The following is an 18,979-nucleotide window of genomic DNA, read 5'->3' as shown; positions in this document are numbered from 1 at the left end:
GGAAGGGCTCGGCACCGCCCTGTCGCCTCGATCCTGTACGGGCAGCACGGCCGGGCAGCGTCGACGACGCCACCCGGCTGACCTCCACGAACCGACGGACGGAGCTTCGATGCGGATCGCCCTGGTGGGCACACGGGGGTGCCGGCCCGGTACGGCGGCTTCGAGACCGCCGTCGAGGAGGTGGGCCGCCGATTGGTCACCCGCGGGCACGACGTGGTCGTCTACTGCCGGTCGACGCCCGGTCAGGCCGACGGGCCCGACGAGCACCTGGGCATGCGGCTGGTGCACCTGCCGGCCGCTCGCCGCCGCTCGTTGGAAACGCTCAGCCACACGGCACTGTCGGTGGGGCACCTGCTCGGCCATCGCACGGACGCCGCCATCGTCTTCAACGCGGCGAACGCGCCGCTGCTGCCGCTGATGCGGCTGGCTCGCATCCCGGTCGCCACGCACGTGGACGGGCTGGAGTGGAAGCGGGCCAAGTGGGGCCCGGTCGGCCGGCGGTACTACCGGATGGCCGAGTGCATGGCGGTCCGTTGGTCCGACGCCCTGATCGCCGACGCCGTGGGCATCGCCGACTACTACCAGCGCGAGTTCGACGCGCCCACGACCCTGCTCACCTACGGCGCGCCGCTTATCGCGCCCGGGTCGGACCGGCTCGCCGAGCTCGGCCTCGAGCCCGGTGGCTACCACCTGGTCGTCGCCCGCTTCGAGCCGGAGAACCACGTCGACGTCATCGTCGACGGTTACCGGCGCAGCGGCGCGCGCAAGCCGCTGGTCGTGGTCGGCTCGGCTCCGTACTCGGACGAGTACACCGGCCGGGTGCGCGCCCTGGCCGACCACCGCGTGCGCTTCCTCGGGGGGTCTGGGACCAGCGACAGCTCGATCAGCTGTACGCCAACGCCTACACCTACCTGCACGGCCACTCGGTGGGCGGTACCAATCCCTCCCTCCTCCGCGCTATCGGTGCGGGAACGGCGGTGCTGGCCTACGACGTCGACTTCAACCGCGAGGTGGTCGAGGATTCGGGCCACTTCTTCACCGACGCTGCGGACGTCGCCGCCCTGGTGACCGAGGCCGAGTCCGACCCCGAGCGCGTGCACAAAGCCGGACTGCGGGCACGCGAGCTGGCTGCGACCTACGACTGGGACGACGTGGCCGCCGGATACGAACAGCTCGCCCAGCGACTCGTCGCCGGAGACGTGCCCGCGCGGCGGCCCAGTGGACGACGCAGCGCGTCGGTTCCGCCCGCCACGGGGGGCCCCGTGGCATCCTCGGCCAGCCTCACCGGACGGTCATGACCGTCCTGCCCTCACCACCGATCACCGCACGGCGCCACCCCCAGCGGGGACGCCACGGGGGAGCGACATGACCACGACCAGCCTGCGACCGGCAGAGGCGCCGGTGCAGACCATCGCGGACACCATCCGCCGGCTCTCGGCGGCGCAGAAGGGTGCCAAGGGCGCGCCGGCCTACTCCCGGTTCGTCAACCGCAAGCTGGGCCGGGTCCTCGCGGCCCTGGCCTACCACGCCCGGCTCACCCCGAACGCCGTCACGGGCATCAGCGCGACCTTCACCGCCACGGCGATCGCGCTGCTGGCGCTCGTGCCTCCGTCGTGGGGGATGGGCGCCGCGGTGACCGCGTGCCTGGTCGTCGGCTACGCCTTCGACGCGGCCGACGGCCAGCTGGCCCGGCTGCGTGGTGGCGGGTCGCCCGCCGGCGAGTGGCTCGACCACATGGTCGACGCCGCCAAGACCTCGAGCCTGCACCTGGCCGTGCTCATCGGCCTGTACCGCTTCGAGACCGTCGAGCGCGGTCCGCTGCTGCTGATCCCGCTGGGGTACTGCGTCGTCGGCGCGGTCCTCTTCTTCGGCACGATGCTCAACGAGGCCCTGCGCGAGCGCCACGGCGCGGTCACCCGCGCCGCCCGCACCAGCGAGCGCCCGAGCGTTCTCCGGTCCCTCGTCGTCGTCCCCACGGACTACGGACTGCTGTGCTGGGTCTTCCTCCTCCTCGGCGCCCCCATGGTCTTCATCTCGGTCTACGGATTCCTCTTCGCCGCCACCGCCGGCTACCTGGTGCTGGCCTGCCTGAAGTGGTTCCGCGAGATCGGCCGGCTGCCCCGATGACGGGCGGGAAGGCGCAGCCGAACGGTCGGCAGGCAGGCACGGTCGCCCCGCCTGCGCGCGACCGTCGCCGGCTGCTGCTGCTGGCGGCTGCCGCAGCGGTCCTCGTGGCCGCGCTGGTCGCGCTGGTCGTGGTCCTCGGCAACGATGACGACGAGGGGACGACGAACGCGGCGGCAACCGGGGCGACGTCGTCGTCGGCGCGCGACACCAGCGTGATCCCGCCGCCGCCCACGCCCACGCCGACCGGTCCGACGGGCAATGTCGACGAACTGCCGCCGGCGCTGCCCGAGGTCGCCCTCGACGCTCCGGCCGCCGTCGGCAACGGCGTCGTGGCGACGCTGCCGAGCATCGAGTCGATCCAGGGGACCGCAGTCGGGCCGGGCAACGTCGCAGGTCCGGCACTGCGGATCACCGTGCGCATAGAGAACGGCACCGACGAGCCGATCTGGCTCGACGGCGTGGCGGTCAACACGTACTACGGCGAGGATCGCTCGCCGGCCTCGCCGCTCGACGACCCCTCCCGTCGCCCGTTCGGCGGCCGCCTGGAATCGGGCGCCTCGGGGGAAGGTGTCTACGTGTTCAGCGTGCCCACGGACGTCCGCGACCTGGTGACCATCGAGGTGGGCTACCAGGCAGGGGCACCGCTGCTGCTGTTCACGGGCGCCGTCGACTGATCGACGCCGCCACTCCGCGACAGGAGTGGCGGCGCCTGCTGCTTGCGCCGGTCACGAACAGTGACCGCACCTGGCCTGGATGATGCCGTTTTCCCTCGTCGAGGAACGGCGCAAGGCCTATGCGCCCCGGAAGGTCACGCTTAGTATCCGCGCTCGGGCCGCGGAGATCGTCGGCCGAGGACGATCGGTGAACCGGGGAGACATGGGACCACGTGCCGACAGCCCGCTCACCCGGTTCTGCGCACTCGCCGCGAGCCAGCTGCTGATCGCCGGGATGCTGGCGCTGCTCGCGCCCGAGGGGGCGCGCGCCGACTCCGCCCCGCCCCAGGCCGGCCCCGCCAACCCCACCACCGTGTCGGCCGATGCGCTGCCGACCGTGCAGATCAACGGCGTCGCCTGGGACCAGGTCGCCATCGGGAACACCGTGTACGTGGTCGGCTCGTTCACGCGGGCCCGCCCGGCCGGGGCGGCCGCCGGCCAGCAGGAGTCGGTGCGCAACCACATCCTGGCCTACGACATCACGACCGGCGCGCTGGTCACGTCCTTCGCGCCCAGCCTCAACGCCCAGGCGCTGTCCATCACCGCCTCTCCCGACGGCTCACGGCTCTACGTGGGCGGCGACTTCACGACCGTGAACGGCTCGGTGCGCAACCGCGTGGCGGCCCTCACGCCGGCGGGCGCCCTGGTCGACACCTTCCGCCCCAGCGTCAACTCACAGGTGCGGGCTCTCGCGGCGACCAACAGCACCCTGTACATGGGCGGCAGCATCACCGCGGTGGGCGGGGTCAGCCGGAACCGCCTGGCCGCGGTGTCGACGGCCAACGGTGCGCTGCTCCCGTGGGCTCCGCAGCCCGGCGTGGGCCCGACCAGCGGCAACCGGGACGGCAACACCAACACGAGCAACGCGGTCATGGCGCTGGTCGTGACCGGCGGCGGCAACCAGGTGGTGGCGGCCGGCCGGTTCGACTCGATGAACGGCGTCAAGGCGACCGGCGTGGCCGCGCTGGACCCGGTCAGCGGCGCCAATCGCCCGTTCGCGATCAACCAGCTGATCACCAACCAGGGCGTCAACTCCGCGATCTACAGCCTCTCGACCGACGGCACCACCGTGTACGGCAGCGGCTACGACTACTACGGCCCGGGGAACGTGGAGGGCAACTTCGCGGCGACCGCCGACGGCGGCAACCTGATCGTGATCAACGACTGCCGCGGGGACACGTACGACACCTATCCGATGCACGGCGCGCTCTACGTCGCCAGCCACACGCACAACTGCGACAGCATCGGCGGGCAGATCGAGCAGAACCCGCGGGTGGAGAAGCGCGGGACCGCCTACACCACGACGCCGACCACGGTGGTCCGCTGGGGCACCCACGTGAACTGGGTGGGCAAGCCCGCCGGCACCCAGCTCGCGTGGAACCCCGAGATCGCCTCGGGCACCTACACCGGCCAGTACCAGGGGAGCTGGAGCGTCACCGGGAACGGCCGCTACGTCTCCTACGGCGGAGAGTTCCCGCGGGTGAACGGCCGCGCCCAGCAGGGCCTGGTGCGCTTCGCGATGCCCGACATCGCGCCCAACGCCGTCGGCCCGCAGACCAGCGGCTTCAGCGCGGCCGCCGTCGTCTCCGCGCCCGGCGTCGCGCGCATCAGCTGGCGCGAGACCTGGGACTACGACAACGAACACCTGACGTACCGGGTGTTCCGCGACGGCGGCACGACGCCGATCCACACGGTGACCCGGGCGTCGCGGTGGTGGAACCTCGAGTACGGCGGCTTCTCCGACGTCGGCCGGACCGGCACCCACTCGTACCGGGTGAGCGCCAGCGATCCGTTCGGCAACACCGTCCAGACGAGCTCGGTCTCGGTCACCGTCCCGGCCGGCAGCGCGACCGCCCGGCCCTACGCCGGTGTGGTCGCCGCCGACGGCGCCACCGACCACTGGCCGCTGGGCGAGGCCTCGGGCACGACGGCGTTCGCCGGCATCGGCGGCAACGACCTCACGGTGGGCTCCGGCGTCACCCGCGGCTCGGGCGGCGCGATCAGTGGCGACCCGAACACCGCGACGACGTTCGACGGGACCTCGGCGAGCGCCGCTGCCGCCCAGCGGCTCGTGCAGGCACCCAGCGAGTTCAGCGTCGAGGCCTGGTTCCGGACGACGTCGACCGGCGGCGGCAAGATCGTCGGATTCGGCAACTCGAACACGGGGACGAGCAGCGTCTACGACCGGCACGTCTACATGGACACCTCGGGGCGGGTCCTGTTCGGGGTCACCGAGACCAACCAGCGCCGGGTCATCCAGAGCGGAACCGGCCTCAACGACGGCAACTGGCACCATGTCGTGGCCACGTTGAGCAACGCCGGGATGATGCTCTACGTCGACGGCGTCCGGGTGGCCACCCGGGCCAGCACCACCGTGGGGCCGAACTACTACGGCTACTGGCGCGTCGGCGGGGACTCCACGTGGAGCGGCTCGCAGTGGTTCGACGGCCGGATCGACGAGGTCGCCGTCTACCCGACGGCGCTCAGCCAGAGCCAGGTCGCCGGCCACCACACCGCCGGCACCAGCGGCGGGCCGGTCAACCAGCCGCCGTCGGCCTCGTTCACCGCGACGCCGACGGATCTGACCGTCGCCGTGAACGCCGCCGCGTCGACCGATGCCGACGGCACCATCACCAGCTACGCGTGGAACTGGGGTGACGGCTCGCCGGTGGAGACCACCACGGGGCCGTCAGCGAGCCACAGCTACGCCGCCGGCGGCACCCGGACCATCACCTTGACCGTCAGGGACGACGCCGGAGCGACGGGAACGACCACCCGGACGGTCACGCTGACCGCGCCCGACGTGCCGCCGGTCGCCCAGTTCACCGAGACGGTCACCGGGCTCGACGTGGCCTTCGACGGGGGCGGGTCCAACGAGCCCGGGGGTGGTCCGCTCGCCTCGTGGGCGTGGGACTTCGGCGACGGGAGCGTCCGCACCAGCAGCGGCCCGACCACCTCGCACACCTACGCGGCCGGCGGGACCTACACCGTGACCCTCACCGTCACCGACGACGACGGGCAGACGGGTACCACCAGTCACCCCGTGACCGTCAGCGGGACGCCCGGACCCGCCGTGCTGGCCACCGACACGTTCAACCGGACGGTCAGCGGGGGCCTCGGCACGGCGGACGTGGGTGGCCCGTGGACGGTGTGGCAGGGCGGCACCCGCCAGTCCGTGTCGCCGGGTGCGGCCTCGTTCGCGCTGCCCGGAGCCGGCAACAACACGGCCTCGTACTTGAACGGAGTGTCGCAGACCAGCGCGGAGGTCCTGACGTCGTTCTCGGTCAGCTCGGTGGCCACCGGGTCGGGCACCTACGTCTACGTGGGCGGCCGGTTCGTCGCGACTCTCCAGGCCTACCGCGTCCGGGTGCGACTCATGGCCGACGGACGGGTGGCGCTGGCGCTGTCCCGCTACTCCGACGGCGGTGAGGCGTTCCCGGGTGGGGAGCTGATCGTGCCGGGGCTGACCTACGCACCAGGGACGACGCTGCAGGCGCGGGTCCTGGTCACGGGGACCAACCCCACGCGGATCGCCGCGACGGTCTGGCGCGAGGGGACGACCGAGCCGTCCGCGCCGCAGATGACGTGGACGGACACCACGGCGCAGCTGCAGGTGCCCGGTGGCTTCAGCCTCATGGCTCACCGGCCGAGCAACACGACCGCGGCCACGACGGTCCAGTTCACGTCCTTCATCGCCCGTGTGGGCCCCTGACGGGTCACCCGAGCACGCCGGCCCGCTCACCGAGCGTGACCTCCTGGGCCGAAGCGTGCCCCTTCGCCGTCGTGATGTACCGGATCGGGTGACGCGCCGGCGGTTTCGGGTCGTGCATCGTTACTCCCAGTAGTACATGGGGGGCGGCCACGGGGGCGGCCGGAACGGGGATCTGTGACGATGACGTCGTGGTCGGGCGCTCCTGCGCGCATTCTGTCGGGCGCGCTCAGTGCCCTCCTGGTGGCGGGCGTGATGGGCATGCTCGCGCCCACCGGCGCACGAGCGGACTCCGCACCGCCGGTCCCGTCGCCCGCCACGCCCCGGACCGTGACCGCCGACGGCCTGCCGACGGTGCAGATGAACGGTGTGGCGTGGTCCCAGGTCGTCGTCGGCAACACCGTGTACGTGGCGGGGAGCTTCGACCGCGCACGGCCGGCCGGCGCGGCGCCGGGCACCCAGGAGGTCGTCCGCAACAACATCCTGGCCTACGACATCCGCACCGGGAACCTCATCACCTCGTTCGCACCGAGCCTCAACGGGCAGGCGCTGGCGATCACCGCCTCGCCGGACGGCTCGCGGATCTACGTCGGCGGCGACTTCACCCAGGTGAACGGCCAGACCCGCCAGCGGATCGCCGCCCTCACACCGGCCGGTGATCTGATCGCCACGTTCCGGCCCAGCGTCAACAGCCAGGTGCGGGCCATCGCGGCCACGAACGAGACGGTCTACCTCGGGGGCAGCATCACTGCGGTCGGCGGCGTCAGCCGCAACCGGCTCGCGGCGGTCGACGCCGCCGACGGGTCCCTCCTGCCCTGGGCCCCGCAGCCGGGTGTGGGCGACACGAGCGGCAACCGCAACGGCAACTTCTCGACGAGCAACCAGGTGCTCGCGCTGGTGCTGACCCACGGCGGCAGCCAGGTCGTGGCCGCCGGCCGCTTCGACTCCCTCAACGAGATCAAGGCCACCGGGGTCGGTGCGCTCGACGCCGTCACCGGTGAGACCCGGCCGTTCGCGGTCAACCAGATCCTCACGAACCAGGGCGTGAACTCCGCGGTCTGGAGCCTCACCACCGACGCCGACGCCACCACCGTCTACGGCACCGCCTACGACTTCTACGGCCCCGGCAACCTCGAGGGCTCCTTCGCGGCGACCGCCGACGGTGGCAAGGTCATCGCGATCAACGCCTGCCACGGCGACAGCTACTCCAGCTACCCGCTGGACGGCGTCCTCTACATCGCCACCCACGTCCACCAGTGCCCGCAGAACGGCGGATTCCCCGAGCAGAACCCGCGGGTCAACAAGTTCGCGAGCGCCATGACCACGGTGGCCACCCGCACCGTGCAGGGGCCGATGCTGCGCGGCATCAGCTTCGTCGGGCAGCCCGGCCCGTCGATGCTGAACTGGTTCCCGACCATGAACCCCGGCACCTACACCGGCCAGGGCCAGGCGGGCTGGAGCGTCACCGGCAACGAGGACTACGTCGTCTACGGGGGCGAGTTCCCCCGCGTCAACGGCGTCGGCCAGCAGGGTCTGGTGCGCTACACGCGCGCCGACAACGGCGCTCCCAACGCGGTCGGGCCGACGGCGCACGACAACCTCACGCCGACCGTCGCCTCCCTGTCGGCCGGCACCGCGCGGGTCTCCTGGCGCGCCACCTACGACAACGACAACGAGTACCTGCGCTACCGCGTCGTGCGCAACGGCAACACCGCTGCCCCGGTGTACGAGACGCCCGCTCCCGGTGTGGCCTCGACCTGGTGGAACACCCCCGACATGGGCTTCGTCGACCGCGGTCTCACGCCCGGCGCCACGTACACGTACCGGGTCTACGCGATCGACCCGTTCGGCAACCAGGCCACCCGGGCGACCACCTCGGTGACGGTGTCCGCGGACACCGCCGGCGGTGGTCGGTACGCCGACACCGTCGTCGCCGACGGGGCGTCGAACTACTGGCGGCTCGACGAGCCCACCGGCACCGCGCTGGGTTACGACCACGCCGGCTTCCACGACCTGAGCGTCGGCACCGGGGTCGCCCGCGGGGCCGCCGGCGCGATCTCCGGCACGGCCAACACCGCGTCGTCCTTCGACGGCACGTCCAACGGCCTGGCCGCCACGCAGCGGTCCGTGCCCGGCCCGAACGTCTTCACGGCCGAGGCGTGGTTCCGGACCACCTCGACGCTGGGCGGCAAGATCCTCGGCTTCGGCAGCTCGCCGTCGGGGATCAGCAACAACCGCGACCGGCACATCTACATGGACCCCCAGGGCCGGGTGTACTTCGGCGTCTACACGACCGCCCGCCACCCGATCAACGGCTCCGGGATCTACAACGACGGCCAGTGGCACCACGTCGTCGCCACCCTCGGTCCCGCCGGCATGGCGCTCTACGTGGACGGCGTCCGCACCGCCTCCAGCAGCACACCCACCAGCGCCCAGGCCTACAACGGCTACTGGCGCATCGGTGGCGACCGCGGCTGGGTCGGCGCCGACTACTGGACCGGCACGGTCGACGACGTGGCGATCTACCCGACGGTGCTCAGCGCCGGCCAGGTGGCCAACCACTTCAGCCTCGGCAGCACCGGCCAGGCCATCAACGTCCCGCCGACCGCGGCGTTCTCCTCGGCGGTGGCCGACCTGACCGCGTCGTTCGACGCGGCCACGTCGACCGACTCCGACGGCACCATCGCCTCGTACGAGTGGAACTTCGGTGACGACGAGGTCGGCACGGGCGTGGCGCCGTCGCACACCTACGCGGCGGCCGGCACGTACACCGTCACGCTGACGGTGACCGACGACCGCGGTGCCACGGCCACGGCCACCCGCCAGGTGACCGTCACCGACCCGCCGCCGAACCAGGCCCCGGAGGCCCGGTTCACCGCCACGGTCAGCCAGCTGACCGCCGCGTTCGACGGGTCGGGCTCGACCGACGCCGACGGAACGGTGGCCACCTACGCCTGGGACTTCGGCGACGGCAACCGGACGACGGGACCGGCCGCCACGGCGTCGCACACCTACGCGGCCGCGGGCACCTACACCGTGACGCTGACCGTCACCGACGACGACGGTGACACCGACACGGCCACGGAGGACGTGACCGTGACGGCGCCCCCGCCGAACATCGCGCCGGCGGCGGCCTTCACCGCGACCTCCACCGACCTGACGGCTGCCTTCGACGCCGGCGCCTCGTCCGACGCCGACGGCTCCATCGCCGCCTACGTCTGGGACTTCGGCGACGGTGCGGTGGGCACCGGCGTGGCCCCGACGCACACCTACTCGGCGGCGGGCACCTACACGGTGTCCCTCACCGTCACCGACGACGGCGGCGCCTCGGACACCACGACCCGGGAGGTCACGGCCACCGCGCCGGCCGGCCCCGCGGTCCTGGCCGAGGACGCGTTCGGGCGCACCGTGGCCAACGGTCTCGGCACCGCCGACGTCGGCGGTCCGTGGCTGGTCTCGGCCGGCGGCACCCGCCAGTCGGTGGCGCCGGGGACGGCGACCATGTCGCTGCCGGGCGCGGGCAACAACACCGGTTCGTACCTGGACCAGGTGTCCCAGACCAGCGCGGACGTGCTGACCACCTTCTCGGTCAGTTCGATGCCGACCGGCTCGGGCACGTACGTGTACGTGACCGGCCGCCGGGTCGGGAGCGGGCAGGAGTACCGGGTGCGGATCCGGCTGATGTCCGACGGCCGGGTGGCCCTGGCGCTCTCCCGGCTCTCTGGCGGCGAGACATTCCCGGGCGGGGAGGTCGTCGTCCCGGGCCTGACCTTCGCCGCGGGCACGCCGCTGAACGCCCGCGTGCGGGTGATGGGCACCGCTCCGACCGAGATCGAGGCCACGGTGTGGCGGGCGTCCGACACCGAGCCGCCTGCGCCGCAGATGGTCCGCACCGACACGACAGCCGCCCTGCAGGCGGCCGGCGGGCTGGGCCTGACGGTCCACCGGCCGGGCAACACCACCGCGGCGACCGCCGTGCGGTTCACCGGCTTCCGCGTCACCGCCGACGGTGACGGCGCCGTGGTGCCGCCGCCGGCCAACTCCGCGCCCACGGCCACGTTCCTGGCGACGCCCAGCGGGCTCGAGGTCTCGGTCGACGCGGCCGGTTCGGACGATGCCGACGGCACCGTCACGGGCTTCTCGTGGAACTGGGGTGACGGCAGCCCGGCGGGTTCGGGTGCCACCGCGACGCACACGTACGCCGCGGCCGGCACGTACACGATCACGCTGACCGTCACCGACGACGACGGCGCCACCGGTACCGCGACCCGGTCGGTGACGGTGACCGCACCCCCGGGTGCCAACCAGCCGCCCACCGCGGCGTTCGCGGCGACGCCGAACGGCCTGTCGGTGACGTTCGACGCGTCCGGCTCGTCCGACCCCGACGGATCCGTGACGGGCTACGCGTGGGACTTCGGTGACGGCGCGACCGCCACCGGGGGCCCGGGTGCGACGCACGGCTACGCGGCGCCGGGTACCTACCGGGTCACTCTCACGGTCACCGACGACGACGGAACCGAGTCCGCCGTGAGCCACGACGTGACGGTCTCCGACGCCGCCGGCCCCGAGGTACTGGTGGACGACACCTTCGGGCGGACGGCGTCCAACGGTCTCGGGACGGCGGACGTCGGGGGCGCCTGGACCGCGTCGGCCGGCGCCAACCGGCAGTCGGTGGCGCCGGGCGGGGCGGAGATGACGCTGCCCGCGGCCGGCAACAACACCGGGTCCTGGATCGGCAGCGGGATCGGGGACGCCGACGTCCTCACCACGTTCTCGCTGAGCTCGGCGCCGACCGGCAACGGCACGTACGTCTACGTGACCCCGCGCCGGGTGGGCGCGGGGCTGGAGTACCGCAGCCGTGTCCGGGTCCTCCCGGACGGCCGGGTCGCGCTGGCGCTGTCGCGGCTGTCGGGCGGCACGGAGGCCTTCCCGGGCGGCGAGGTCTTCGTGCCGGGGCTCACGTGGGCTCCGGGCTCGAGCCTGACCGTCCGCGTGGTCGCGACCGGCTCGGGCACGGGCACGACGCAGCTCGCGACGACGGTGTGGCTCGCCGGCACGACCGAACCTGCGGCTCCGCAGATGGTCCGCACGGACACCACGGCGGCCCTGCAGGCCTCCGGTGGCGTGGGCCTGACGGTCCACCGGCCGGGCGGGACCACTGCAGCCACCACCGTCCGGTTCACGTCGTTCCGCGTCACCGCCCAGGCCTAGCGTCGGCGGCGCCGTCCGGCCGGTCCCACCAGGGGCCGTCCGGACGGCGCTCGGCCGCGTCCAGCAGCACAAGTTGATCAACGCGTGCCGAGCTGATCACGCACAGTCACACCGACCCCGCTCGTGCGGGTGATTCGCCCCGCTCAGCGGCGAGAAATGCGGTGACTCCGTGTCATCGTCACTCTCGGTGTCCGTCGTCCGACCTGGGCGGCTGCCGTGGGCACCACGGGGGAACACGGGGGAACATCGTCATGTCTGCAGCACCGGCGCCCGCGCCGCAGCGGATCATCGCGGCATTCGTGGCCGCCCTGCTCACCAGTGGCGTCATGGGCCTGCTGGCGCCGGGAACGGCCGGCGCCGACACGCAGCCGCTCACCGGCACGCCGGCCACGGTCGCTGCGGACGCCCTGCCGACCACGCAGATCAACGGCGTGGCGTGGGCGCAGGCCGTCGTCGGCAACACCGTGTACGTCGGCGGCAACTTCTCGACCGCCCGGCCCGCCGGCGCAGCCGCCGGGACGCAGGAGACGCCGCGGGCCAACCTGCTGGCCTACGACATCCGCACCGGCGAGCTCGTCACCTCCTTCGCCCCGGTGCTCAACGGCCAGGTCCTGGCCGTGGCGAGCTCCCCCGACGGCTCCCGGCTGTACGTCGGCGGTGACTTCAACCAGGTCGACGGTCAGGTCCGCAACCGCGTCGCCGCGTTCGACACCGCGACCGGCGCCCTCGTGCCGACCTGGCGGCCCAACATCAACAGCCAGGTCCGGGCCATCGCCGCGACGAACGAGACCGTCTACCTCGGCGGCAGCATCTCCGCGGTCGGCGGCGTGAGCCGCACCCGCCTGGCCGCGGTGGCCGCCGCCGACGGCAGCCTCCTGCCCTGGGCGCCCGTGCCGGGCCCAGCCGCGACGACGACCGGCAACGACCAGGTCATGTCGCTGGTGATCACCGGCGGTGGATCCCAGGTCGTGGCCGCCGGCCGGTTCGACTCGATGAACGGGGTCAAGGCCACCGGTGTGGCCGCGATCGACGCCCTCACCGGCGCCACCCGCCCCTTCGCGATCAACGAGAAGCTCACCAACCAGGGTGACCACTCGGCGATCTACAGCGTCACCACCGACGGCGTGAACGTCTACGGCACGGCCTACGACTACGGCGGCCCCGGGAACCTCGAGGGTTCCTTCGTGGCCCGCGCCGACGGTGGCGCGATCGTGCTGATCAACGACTGCCGCGGCGACACCTACTCCAGCTACCCGGTGGACGGCGCCCTCTACATCGCCGGCCATCCGCACGAGTGCGGCAACATCGGCGGTTTCCCGGAGGAGAACCCCCGGATCCACAAGTTCGCGGCGGCGTTCACGACGACGCCTTTCGGCGTGGTCGGCTCGAGGACCATCAAGAACAGCAACCTCCGCGGCCTGCCCGCCGGCAAGATGCTCGCCTGGACCCCGACCATGGCCCCGGGCACGTTCACGGGTCAGGGCCAGGCGGGCTGGAGCGTCACCGGCAACGGTCGGTACGTGGCGTACGCCGGTGAGTTCCCGCGCGTCAACGGGCAGGGTCAGCAGGGACTGGTCCGCTACGCGGTGCCGGCGCTGGCCCCCAACAAGATCGGTCCCGTGGCCGGTCCGGCGACGTCGGTGACCTCACCGCAGCCGGGCCTGGCCAGGATCGCCTGGACGACGACGAACGACCCGGACAACGAGCACCTGACCTACTCGGTCTACCGCGAGGGCCGCGCAGCGCCGGTCTACGAGACCGTCAAGGCCTCCCTCTGGTGGCAGAACAGCCAGCTGAGCGCCACGGACGCCGGTGTCAGCGGCTCGCTGCGCTACCGCGTGGTCGCCACCGACGCGTTCGGCAACCAGGCCGCCGGCGAGTGGATCCCGGTCGAGGTCGCCCCCGCGCCGGCGACCACGGCGGTCGACTACCCGGCCATGGTCCGCACCGACGGCGCCTCGTCGCACTGGCGCCTGGGCGAGACGTCCGGGCCGGCGGCCGACTCGGTGGGCACCCGCCCGCTGACGGTCGGCTCCGGGGTCAGCCGTGGGGTGACCGGCGCGCTGTCGGGTGACGCCGACACGGCGTACTCCTTCAACGGCAGCGCCACCGCGACCCTGGCTACCCAGAGCGCCACCGCGGCGCCGAACACCTTCACCGCGGAGGCCTGGTTCCAGACCAGCTCGGGTTCGGGCGGCCGCATCCTGGGCTTCGCCAGCGCCGCGTCGGGCAGCAGCTCGACCTACGACCGGCAGGTCTACCTCGACTCGCGGGGCCGCGTGAACTTCGGCGTGAAGACGCCCGCCAACAAGAACCGGCTGACGGTCCGCACCGTCACCAGCAGCGCTTCGTTCAACGACGGCAAGTGGCACCACGTGGCCGCTTCGCTGAGCTCCGCGGGCATGGCGCTCTACGTCGACGGCACACTGGTCGACGCCCGGACCGACACCACGACGGGCCAGGCCTACAACGGCTACTTCCGGGTCGGCAGTGACCGCGCGATGGGCGGAACCAACTCGTTCACCGGCCGGATCGACGAGGTGGCCCTCTACCCGAAGGCCCTGTCGGGGGCCCGCGTGGCGGCGCACGCCGCGGCGGGCACGAACGCGCAGCCTGCCAACCTGCCCCCCACGGCCCGGTTCGCGGCCACGGCCGACGGTCTCGTGGCCGGCTTCGACGGCACCGGCGCCACCGACGTCGACGGCACGATCACCGGCTACGCGTGGAACTTCGGTGACGGTTCGACCGGCGCCGGCGCCACGGCGTCGCGTACCTACGCGGCGGCGGGCACCTACCCGGTCACCCTGACCGTCACCGACAACCGCGGTGCCACCAGCACGGCGACGCGGCTGGTCACGGTCGCGCCGGTCGTGCCGAACGCGGTGCCGACGGCGGCCTTCACCGCCTCGGCGCAGCACCTCGCGCTCACCGTCGACGCCTCGGCGGCGGCCGACAGCGACGGCGTCCTGACCGGCTACGCCTGGAACTTCGGTGACGGCGCGACCGCCACCGGGGTGACGGCTTCCCACGCCTACGCCAGGGCCGGCACCTACACGGTCACCCTCACGGTGACCGACGACGACGGCGCGACCGCCTCGGCCGAGAAGGTCGTGGAGGTCACCGCACCGCCGGTGCAGGTGGTCATCGCCGATGACGCCTTCGGCCGCACCGTCACCGGCGGTCTCGGCACCGCCGACAAGGGCGGCGTCTGGACGGCGTCGGCCGGCCCGACGCGCCAGTCGGTGGAGCCGGGCTCGGCCGTGCTGCGGCTGGACGGCCCGAACCAGAACACCGGCAGCTACCTCGGCGACATCGCGCAGAGCGACGCCGACGTCCTGACCTCGTTCTCGCTCGACGCGATGCCGACCGGCGGCGGGACGATGGTGTTCGTCTCGGGCCGGCGGGTCGGCACCGGCCAGGAGTACCGGGTCCGGGTCCGCTTCGCGCCGGACGGCACGGTGGGTCTCGCGCTGTCCCGCCTCGTCGGTGGGACGGAGACGTTCCCCGGTGGCGAGGTCGTCGTCCCGGGCCTGACCTACACGGCGGGCTCGAAGGTCAACGCCCGCGTGAGGGTCTCCGGTACCGGCACGACCGAGATCACCGCCTCGGTGTGGCGGGACGGCTCGGCCGAGCCGTCGACGCCCGCGCTCACTCGGACCGACACGACGGCGGAGCTCCAGGCGGCCGGCGCCGTGGGCCTGACCGTCCACCGTCCCACCAGCGCCACCGCGGCCAACGTCGTCCGTTTCACCGGCTTCCGCGTGGTCACCCTCGCGGCGGCCCAGGTGCCGGTGAACGAGCCCCCGGTCGCGGCCTTCACGGCCACCCCGACGGGCCTGGCCGTGGCCGTGGACGGGGCCGGGTCCGGCGATCCGGACGGCCGCGTGGTGTCCTACGCCTGGGACTTCGGGGACGGCGGCACCGCCGAGGGCGTGACCGCGTCGTACACCTACGCCGAGGGCGGCACCTACCCGGTCACCCTGACCGTCACCGACGACTCGGGCGAGAGCCGGTCCACCACCCAGGACGTGACCGTGTCCGCGCCGGCCGTGGAGGTCGTCGCGAGCGACACGTTCGCCCGCGAGGTCACCGGCGGCTGGGGCAGCGCGGACGTCGGCGGTGCCTGGACCGTCGCCGCGGGCGGCACCCGCCAGTCGGTGACGCCGGGGGTGGGGGAGTTCCGCCTGGACGCGGCCGGCCACAACACCGGCAGCTACCTGGACGGGATCCGCCGCACGGACGCGAACGTGCTCACCACGTTCTCGCTCAGCGCCATGCCGACCGGCAACGGCACCTACGTCTACGTCACCGGCCGCCGCGTGGGCACCGGCCAGGAGTACCGGGTGCGGGTGCGGGTGCTGGCCGACGGCCGGGTCGCGCTCGCCCTGTCGCGGCTGGCCGGTGGCACCGAGACCTTCCCCGGCGGCGAGCTGGTCGTGCCGGGCCTGGTCTACGCGCCGGGGGCGGCGCTGAACGTCCGCGTCCAGGTGTCGGGTACGGGCACCACCGCCGTCTCGGCCACCGTGTGGCTCGCCGGGACGGAGGAGCCGAGCGCGGCCTCGCTGACCCGGACCGACACGACGGCGGAACTCCAGGCGGCGGGCGGGATCGGTCTCCTGGCGCACCGGCCGGGCGGCACGACGGTCGCGACCGCGGTCCGGTTCACCGGCTTCCTGGTGACGCCGGTCGGCTGAATGCGCGGTGCCGACCCCCGCAGGGTGGTGCACCGTCGCCGTTGCGAAGGCCGAGCCGTCGGCGCTGAGAGGATCTGTGCATGACGTGGGGGCTGGGAGGGCTGGTCGGGCTCCTGCGCCGTCCCGCGAGCGGGGCCGTGGCCGGACAGGTCACCCAGGCGCTGGCCGGCCTGGTCCTGCAGGTCGCCGCCGCCCGCTTCCTCGGTGCCGCCGGGCTCGCCACGTTCGCGCTGATCTACGGGCTGATCGTCCTGGTCACCGCGGTGGCCAGTGGCATGGTCGGCGACTCGCTCACCGTCCTCGACCGGCACGACCGGCCCGTGCGCGCCGGGCTGCACGTCTGGGCGGTGCTCGTCGCGGTCGTCGCCGGGCTGGTCGGTGGCGGACTGGCCGCGGTCACCGGGGTCCTCCCGGCGTGGGCCGCCGGCGTGCTCGGGCTGGCCGTCGTCGCCTTCGTGCTCGAGGACACGCTGCGCCGCCTCCTGATGGCGACGGGGCGCTTCTGGTCCCTGCCGGCGGTCGACCTGACCAGCCTGGTCGTCGCCCTCGCGACGCTCGTGGGCTACGCCGTCGCCGGGCCGCTGACCCTGCCGCACTTCTTCGTGGCCCTCCTGGCGGGTCAGACCGCCGCCGGCCTCGTCGCGTGGTGGCGGGTGCCGCTGGACGAGCGGGCCCGTGGTCCGTGGCGCGGCGCCGACCTGGCCGCCGTGTGGGCCTTCGGGGTGTGGCGCGCCGCGGCGCAGACGATCCGGCCGGGGCTGCTCTCCGGCCTCCGGTTCGTCGTGGTGGGTCTGGCGGGGGCAGCCGCCTACGGTCCGATCGAGGCCGCTCGCGTCTACACCGCGCCCACGCTCACCATCGTCGCGGGGCTCGGCTCCTACCTGCTGCCCCACTACGTGACCATGAGCCGGGACTCCACGGGCCCGCGCCCCGTGAGCCGGGCGCTCCGGTCGGCCGACCGGGTGGCCCTGGCCATGGCCGGCTCGGTCGCGCTCATCTCCCTCGCCGCGGTGGCCCTGCAACCGGTGGTCGAGCCGCTGCTCACCGGCGGCGGGTACGACATGCCGGTGCTGGCCGTCGCCGGCTGGGGGGCCTACGCCGTCGCGGCCGCCGTCCTGCTGCCGTACTCGGGCGTGGCCACGGTGCAGCGGCAGCAGCGCCGGGTGCTCGCGGTCCGGCTGCTCGAGTTCGTGGCGCTGGGCGTGGTCGTGCTGCTGGTGCGCTCCGTCGCCGAGGGGGAGCAGTGGGCGCCGCTGACCCTGGCGGTCGGCCCGCTGCTGGCCGCGGTCGCCGTCCGGCAGCTGGTGCTCAGGCCCCTCGCCGACCGCGAGGACGGTGCGCACCGGACCGGCCGCGCGCCGGCGCCGGTCTGACGTCAGCCCGCCAGCCGCTCGACCACCGCGGTCCGGATCCGGCCCACGACCTCCGACCAGGTCGGGACGACGACCTCCGGCGCGGGACTCGGGGAGCCGGCCAGCTCGTCGCGGACCGCGGCGCCGATCGACGCGACGTCGAGCGGGTCGAAGAAGACCGCGCCGGGGGCCAGCTCCCGGAAGGCGGGGATGTCGCTGAGCACCATCGGCGCCCCGCAGATGGCCGCCTCGACCACCGGCAGCCCGAACCCCTCGTCGAGAGAGGGGAAGACGAACAGGCGGCACTGCTCGTAGAGCCACCGCAACGCCTCGTCGCTCACTCCGCCGACGAACCGGAAGCGCCGGTCGGTCGGGTCGATGCGGGCGATGGCGAGGCCGTCGGGCTCGCCGACCACCACCAGCGGGAAGTCGTCCCCGAGCAGGTCCTCCGCGCGGAGGGCGTCCATCAGCCGGTTGACGTTCTTGCGGGCGTTGAGGCGGCCGACGCACAGCAGGAAGCGGCCCGGTTCGAGTCCGAGGTCGGGGTTCTGCGCGGAGGTCGCCGCGAAGCTCTCCGGCACCGTCAGCCCGATGGGCCGGACCTTGCCGGCCAGGCGGGGGCGGGTGCGGGCGATGCGGCCGGCCTCGGCGTGGGTCGAGGTCAGGAGCACGTCGGCGAACCGGGCCGACCACGGCATGCCCGCGAAGTACACCCGCTCGCTCCGGGTGAAGAACTCCGGGTGCTCCTCGAACATCAGGTCGTGGATGAAGGTCGCGCGCAGCGCCTCGAACGCAGGGGCGTGTAGTTCTGCGCGAGGACGACGTCGACGTCGGCGAGCGACCCCATCTCGGTCATCGCGCTGATGCCGTGCGGCCGCCGGCGGACCGTCCGCAGCTCGACCGGCAGATCACCCAGCAGACCCCGGATCTGCTCCTGCTCGGCCCTCGGCACGGCCACCGTGAGCGCGTCGCCGGGGTGGTCGACCGACCAGGTTCGGAGGAAGGAGTCGACCACCCGGCGGCCCGACGGAGGCCCGCTGAGCAGCCAGTAGCCGTCGAAGAGCACCCGCACCGGCCGTCCCCCGTCCCGGCCACCCGCCGTGGTCGTCACCCGAAGGGTAGCCAGGCGCCACGAGTTCACCCGGAATGCGCGGATCCGCCCGTAGCATCTGC

10 protein-coding genes are annotated in these 18,979 nt (G+C 73.4%); 8 read left to right on the top strand and 2 right to left on the bottom strand.

Annotation, left to right across the window (positions count from 1 at the left end; genetic code table 11):
• Positions 1-138: 138 nt before the first annotated feature.
• The 8 genes from MVA48_RS12000 to MVA48_RS11960 all read left to right on the top strand — a co-directional run bounded on the left by MVA48_RS12000 (position 139) and on the right by MVA48_RS11960 (position 17,827).
• Positions 139-1,068, top strand: coding sequence for a DUF1972 domain-containing protein (locus MVA48_RS12000; RefSeq protein ID WP_246980637.1), 930 nt, complete (start codon positions 139-141; stop codon positions 1,066-1,068).
• Positions 1,065-1,298 (top strand): hypothetical protein, encoded by a 234-nt coding sequence (locus MVA48_RS11995; RefSeq protein WP_246980635.1) that lies wholly within the window; start codon positions 1,065-1,067, stop codon positions 1,296-1,298. Before MVA48_RS12000 ends, MVA48_RS11995 begins: the two co-directional genes overlap by 4 nt.
• Positions 1,299-1,365: 67 nt before the next feature.
• Entirely contained in the window at positions 1,366-2,127 is a 762-nt protein-coding gene (locus MVA48_RS11990) for a CDP-alcohol phosphatidyltransferase family protein (RefSeq protein ID WP_246980633.1), read from the top strand.
• Positions 2,124-2,801, top strand: coding sequence for a hypothetical protein (locus MVA48_RS11985; protein WP_246980631.1), 678 nt, complete (start codon positions 2,124-2,126; stop codon positions 2,799-2,801). The genes MVA48_RS11990 and MVA48_RS11985 overlap by 4 nt, the downstream gene beginning before the upstream one ends.
• A 187-nt stretch (positions 2,802-2,988) precedes the next feature.
• Positions 2,989-6,552: a PKD domain-containing protein gene (locus MVA48_RS11980; RefSeq protein WP_246980629.1), complete on the top strand. Its 3,564-nt coding sequence runs from the start codon at positions 2,989-2,991 to the stop codon at positions 6,550-6,552.
• Positions 6,553-6,879: 327 nt separating this feature from the next.
• On the top strand, positions 6,880-11,760 hold the full coding sequence (locus MVA48_RS23770) for a PKD domain-containing protein (protein ID WP_305852256.1): 4,881 nt from the start codon (positions 6,880-6,882) through the stop codon (positions 11,758-11,760).
• A gap of 251 nt (positions 11,761-12,011) precedes the next feature.
• Positions 12,012-16,454: a PKD domain-containing protein gene (locus MVA48_RS11965; protein ID WP_246980627.1), complete on the top strand. Its 4,443-nt coding sequence runs from the start codon at positions 12,012-12,014 to the stop codon at positions 16,452-16,454.
• An 80-nt stretch (positions 16,455-16,534) separates the two neighbouring features.
• A complete protein-coding gene (locus tag MVA48_RS11960) occupies positions 16,535-17,827 on the top strand; it encodes a hypothetical protein (protein ID WP_246980625.1) in 1,293 nt (430 codons plus the stop codon).
• A gap of 2 nt (positions 17,828-17,829) precedes the next feature.
• On the opposite strand, the gene MVA48_RS11955 is transcribed toward MVA48_RS11960, so the two are convergent.
• Together MVA48_RS11955 and MVA48_RS11950 are read right to left on the bottom strand one after the other, a co-directional pair.
• Positions 17,830-18,561, bottom strand: coding sequence for a glycosyltransferase family 4 protein (locus MVA48_RS11955; protein WP_246980623.1), 732 nt, complete (start codon positions 18,559-18,561; stop codon positions 17,830-17,832).
• Positions 18,561-18,917, bottom strand: a complete 357-nt coding sequence (locus tag MVA48_RS11950) for a hypothetical protein (protein ID WP_246980621.1) — start codon at positions 18,915-18,917, stop codon at positions 18,561-18,563. The genes MVA48_RS11955 and MVA48_RS11950 overlap by 1 nt, the downstream gene beginning before the upstream one ends.
• Positions 18,918-18,979: the final 62 nt, after the last annotated feature.

The organism is Blastococcus sp. PRF04-17 (assembly GCF_023016265.1).
In the GTDB taxonomy this organism is placed as follows: Bacteria; Actinomycetota; Actinomycetes; order Mycobacteriales; family Geodermatophilaceae; genus Blastococcus_B.
The sequence above is the reverse complement of the archived record's forward strand: the minus strand, read 5'-3'. Positions and strand labels throughout refer to the sequence as shown.